The 5,429-nt window shown below is 70.6% G+C and carries 3 protein-coding genes; 2 read left to right on the top strand and 1 reads right to left on the bottom strand.

The genetic code is table 11. The features are described 5' to 3' along the window. A partial coding sequence (locus AC1D1T_RS29710; RefSeq protein WP_477993051.1) for a transglutaminase-like cysteine peptidase occupies positions 1-606 on the top strand: 606 nt, incomplete at its 5' end. Positions 607-628: 22 nt separating this feature from the next. Beyond that, the gene (locus tag AC1D1T_RS29705; protein WP_477993050.1) at positions 629-2,542 is read left to right on the top strand and encodes an EAL domain-containing protein; all 1,914 of its coding nucleotides are present in this window, start codon (positions 629-631) and stop codon (positions 2,540-2,542) included. A 24-nt stretch (positions 2,543-2,566) separates the two neighbouring features. On the opposite strand, the gene AC1D1T_RS29700 is transcribed toward AC1D1T_RS29705, so the two are convergent. After that, the coding region (locus AC1D1T_RS29700) for a VCBS domain-containing protein (protein ID WP_477993049.1) at positions 2,567-5,429 on the bottom strand (2,863 nt) is incomplete at its 5' end.

Here is a 5,429-nt window from a genome sequence, read left to right as displayed (position 1 = left end):
GGCGTGCCCTCGGGCGCCTGGGACGCCGACCGCATGCTGGCCGCCGCGCAGCGCATCTCGCCCCGCGCCGTCGACGGCGTGCGCGCGCTGCAGCCGGTGCTGGCCGCCGCCCAGGGGCTGGACGAGCCGGCCAGGCTGCAGACGATCAACGAGTTCTTCAACCGCCGTGTGCTGTTTCGCGACGACACCGAGGTCTGGGGCCAGGTCGACTACTGGGCCAGCCCGCTCGAGACGCTGGGCAAGGGTGCCGGCGACTGCGAGGACTACGCGATCGCGAAGTACTTCAGCCTGCTGGCGCTCGGCGTGCCGATCGCCAAGCTGCGGCTCGTCTACGTGCGGGCGCAGATCGGCGGGCCGAACGGCGTGGTGCAGGCGCACATGGTGCTCGCCTGGTATGCCACGCCGGACGCCGAGCCGCTGATTCTCGACAACCTGATCACCGAGGTGCGGCCGGCGTCGCGGCGGCCGGACCTGACCCCCGTCTTCAGCTTCAACAGCGACGGCCTGTGGCAGGGCGTCGGCCCGCAGGCGGCCGGCGACCCGTCGGTGCGCCTGTCGCGCTGGCGCGAAGTGCTTGCGAAGGCCCGCGCCGAGGGGTTCCAATGAGTCAACGAACGAGGGAGAGAGCATGTCGCTGATCCGCCAGATCTGGTTGTTGCTGCTGGGCACGGTGCTGCTGGCCTTTGCCGGCAGCGTGACCGTCGCGGTCGAATCGGCGCGCGGCTACCTGCAGACCCAGCTGGGCRTGAAGAACGCCGACAACGCGACGGCACTGGCGCTCGCGCTGTCGCAGCAGCATGGCGACAAGGAACTGATGAACCTGCTGCTGGCCGCGCAGTTCGACAGCGGCTACTACAGCCGCATCCGCTTCGTCGCGAGCGACGGCAGCGTGGCCTTCCAGCGCGAGGCCTCCGGCGCCCCGCGCGAGGCGCCGGGCTGGTTCGCGCGGCTGGTGCCGATCTCCGCCCCGCAGGGCGTGGCGCAGGTGTCGGATGGCTGGCGCGCGCTCGGCCGCGTCGAGTTGATCAGCCAGAGCGGCTATGCGCACGACGAGCTGTGGCGCAGCAGCCTGTGGTCGGCGCTGGCGCTCGGCCTGGTCGGGCTGCTGGCGGGCGGTGCCGGCACGCTGATGATCCGGCGCATCCGGCGGCCGCTCGATTCGGTGGTCGACCAGGCGCAGGCGCTGGTGCGCGGCGAGTTCACCACGGTGCCCGAGCCCGGCGTGCCGGAGCTGCGCCGCGTGACGCAGGCGATGAACACGATGGTGGGGCGCCTGCGCATCACGTTCCAGGCGCAGGCCGAGCAGCTGGAAGGGCTGCGCCAGCAGGCCAACTGCGACCGGCTGACCGGCCTGTCGAACCGGGCGCATTTCCTCGGCCAGCTGGCCGTGATGCTGCAGCGCGAGGACGGCGCGGCCGAGGGCGGCCTGGTGCTGCTGCGCGTGCTCGACCTGGCCGGGTTGAACCGGACCCTCGGCCATGCCGAGACCGACCGGATGATCACCACCGTGGCCCAGGCGCTGCGGCCGTACGGCGATCGGGTGAAGGGCTGCTTCATCGGCCGCCTGAACGGCTCGGACTTCGCGCTGTGCCTGCCGGTGGCCGGCATGGCGCGCGAGACCGCGCAGGCGCTGGCCGATGCGCTGAGCCTGGTGCTGCCGAACCTCAGTGCCGAGGCCGGCGTCAGCGTCGGCGCGCTCGAGCTGCGCCGCGAGATGACGATGGCGCAGGTGATGAGCGAGGCCGATGCCGCGCTGGCGCGCGCCGAGAGCCGCGGGCCGTTCGCAGTGGAACTGGGCGGAGAGGGCAGTGTCGCCGTCGCGATGCTGGGCGAGGGCGCCTGGCGCCAGCGCATCCGCGACGCGATCGGCCAGCAGCGCGCCCACCTGGTCAGCTTCCCGCTGGTCAACGTGCGCAAAGACCTGATCCACCTCGAATGCCCGTTGCGCCTGCAGCTGGAGCCGAACGGCGTGTACGAGCCGGCCGCGCGCTGGCTGCCGCTGGCGATCCGCAGCCGGCTCACGGTCGACATCGACGAATGCGCGCTCGCGCTCGCGCTGCGCGATGCGGCGCGCGACGGCAAGCCGCGCTGCGTGAACCTGTCGCCGTCGTCGCTGGCCGACAGCGGCTTCTCGGCACGGCTGCGCGCGCTGCTGTGGAATGCGCCGCAGGTGGCGCGGCTGATCTGGCTCGAGGTGGCCGAGAACGCGGCCGTCGAGCACTTCGGGCTGCTGCAGGAGCTCGGCCGGCAGCTGCGCCCGACCGGCATCCGGCTCGGGCTGGAGCATGCCGGCGAGCGGCTGGGCAAGATCCCGCGGCTGTTCGAGGCCGGGCTCGACTACGTGAAGCTCGACGCGGCCATCGTGCAGGGCGTGGGCAGCGACGAGAACCGCGCCGCCTTCGTGCGCGGCACGGTGACGCTGCTGCACGGGCTGTCGTTGCAGGTGTACGCCGAGGGCGTGAGCAACGCCGCCGATGCGCAGCGCCTGTGGGACTGCGGCATCGACGGGGCCACCGGGCCCTGGATCAGCGAAAACAGTTGAAGCGGGCGCGGGCCCCGCCCGCCATCAATCCACCACCAGCTTGCCGCGCTTCAGCAGGTCGTCCAGCACCTGGTTGTCGGTGGTGAAGGTGCTCACCAGGTTGACGCCGTTCAGCGTGATCACCTGGTTCACCGCCGCCGCGTTGTAGGTGCCGTTGGTGAAGCCGCCGCCGGTGCTGACCTCGACCACCGTGTTGCCGCCCACCACCGAGAAGTGCAGGTAGTTGTTCAGGTTGCCGTGGTCGACCGTGATCGCCGTCGCGTTGTTGGTGCCGATGGAGGCAGCCGTCGTCACCGTGTTGGCCGTGTGCAGCTCGCCGACCAGCAGGTCGCGCAGGTCCAGCACGTCGCCCGAGTTGGCGGTGTTGTCGAAATCGGTGATGACGTCGCGCGCCGGTGCCGCGGTCGTGCCCTGGTCGGCGAACTTCCACTGGAAGACGTCATGGCCCGTGCCGCCGGCCAGCGTGTCGTTGCCCTTGCCGCCGATCAGCGTGTCGGCGCCGTCGCCGCCGTTCAGCGCGTCGTTGCCGGCCCCGCCGATCAGCTTGTCGCGGGCGGCGCTGCCGGTCAGCGTGTCGTTGCCGACACCGCCGTCCAGCGTGGAGCCGGTGCGGATCACGTACTGGCCGCCGCTCATCACGATGTCCTGCGTGTCCGAGAGCGTCGGCGCATTCGCGTCGCTGAACATCGCGAAGTTGCTCGTGCCCAGCGTCTGGTAGGTCGTGTCTGCCGAGCCGGTGGCCTTGATCTCGATCTTCAGCACGGCGTTGCCGCCTTGCTCCCAGTACAGCAGCTCCAGCGCCGTCAGCCCGCCGGTGATCGGCACGCCGGTGTAGACGCGGGTGGTCGGCGACTGGATGTCGTCGTAGACCGCGACCTGGTGTCCGTCCAGCATCAGGCGGAAGCCGTCGTCCGCGGTGACGCGGATGTCGTAGGTGCCGGCGGCCATGTACACCTCGCCGGTCAGGCGCACGCCTGCGTCGGTGGTGGTGCCCAGGCCRCTGGTCGGGCCGCTGCCGCCGACGCTGCCGGCGCCGGTGCCGGTCTCGATGCTCAGCGATCCGGCATCGCTGCCGGCGGTGCGGTGCAGGAACTTGTACAGCGAGCTGTTGTTGTCGGTCAGGGGCGCGGTGGATCCGCCGGCCGCGACGTTCCTGTTCGAGCCGAGCGAGTTGCTGACGTCGGGTGCGCTGCCGTAGTCGATGGTCTTGGCGACGAAGCGGGCGTCGACGGTGCCGGTGACGGCGGCCGTCGAGGTGCCGAGGATGTTGTTGCTGCCGCCCATCGCCGCGTTGCGCGCGTTGACCAGCGTGTTGAAGTCGGACACGCGGTCGAGGTTGCCGACGCTGGCGTCGTCGCTGTGGCGGCGGTTGCCGTTGACGGTGCTGTCGTTGTAGCCGTAGTACTCGCCGTTCAGGCCTTGGGTGTTGGTGATCACCGTCGTGGTCGGCGTGACGGCGGTGAGGGTGTCGGCCTGCCCGGCGACCTGGATGGTCAGCGTCGCGTTCGACGTGCCGCCGCTCGGGTCCTTCACCTGGTAGGTGAACACGTCGGTGACGAAGGCGCCGGTGGCGACCGCATCCGCATTGTTGGCGACATAGGAGTAGCTGCCGTCGGACTTGAGCGTCAGCGTGCCGTAGGTGCCGGTGATGCTCGATCCTGCGGGGGCGACCGTCGTGGCTGGCGTGCCGGTGCCGGCACCGGCCAGGCTGACGGTCAAGGCGTCGCCTTCGACGTCGGTGTCGGCGCCGCTGCCGCCGCTGGCCAGGATCACGCCGGCGGCGGTCGCCACGGTCAGCGTGCCGGCGGCGGTGACGGTGCCGCTGTCGTTGCTGGCGACCGGGGCGTCGTTGGTGCCGGTGACGGTGACGTCGATCAGCTTCGTCGCGGTTCCGTCGAAGCTGGTGACGGTCAGGGTGTCGTGGACGATCTGGTTGGCGGTCAGCGCCTGCGTGACCGCCTTGCTGTTGTCGAGTGCGTAGGTCCAGGCGCCGGTCGACGGGTTGAAGGTGAAGTTGCCGTAGAGGCCGCTGAGACTGGAAGGCGTGGCGAACAGGGACTGGCTGGCATCGGGGTCGGTCGCGGTCAGCGTGCCGGAGGCGTTCGGAGTACCCGCGGTGGCGTTGTTGACACCGCCTGCTTCGGTCACGCTGCCGGTGGCGGTGCCAGTGATCACGGCGGTGTCGTTGGCACCGGTGACGGTGACGTCGATCTGCTTGGTGGCACTGCCGTCGAGGCTGGTGACGGTCAGCGTGTCGTGCACCGGCTGGCCGGCGGTCAGGGCCTGCGTGGCGGGCTTCGAGTTGTCGAGTGCATAGGTCCAGGCACCGGTCGACGTGTTGAACGTGAATGTGCCGTAGGTCCCCGCGAGGCTGGCCGGCGTGGCGAACGAGGCCTGGCCCGAATCGACATCGGCGATGGTCAGCGAGCCCGAAGCGGTCGGCGTGCCGGCGGTGGCGTTGTTGAGGCCTCCGGCCTCGACGACGTTGCCGGTCGACGTGCCGCCGATGATCGCGGCGTCGTTCGTGCCGTTGATCGTGACGGTGACGCTCGATGAGGTTCCGTCGGCGCTCTTGACGGTGAAGGTCTCGGTCAGCGACTGATCGGCACGCAGCGTCTGGATCGCGGCGTTGTTGTTGGAGGCTGCGTAGGTCCACACGCCGGCCGAGGTCAGCGTGAAGGTGCCGTAGGTGCCGGCGGTGGCCGGCTGGGCCTGGAACACGGCCTGGCCGTTGTCGATGTCGGCGACGGACAGGGTGCCGCCGGTGGTCAGGCTGCCGGAGGCGTTGACGGCGGTGTCTTCGGTGACGGAGCCGGCGGTTGCGCCGGAGATGACGGCAGCGTCGTTGGCGCCCTTGATGGTGACCGTGACCGAAGAGCTGGTGCCG

The organism is Rhizobacter sp. P2_H3, from assembly GCF_056403355.1.
Note: the sequence above shows the minus strand (reverse complement) of the source record. Positions and strands in the feature narration are given on the sequence as shown.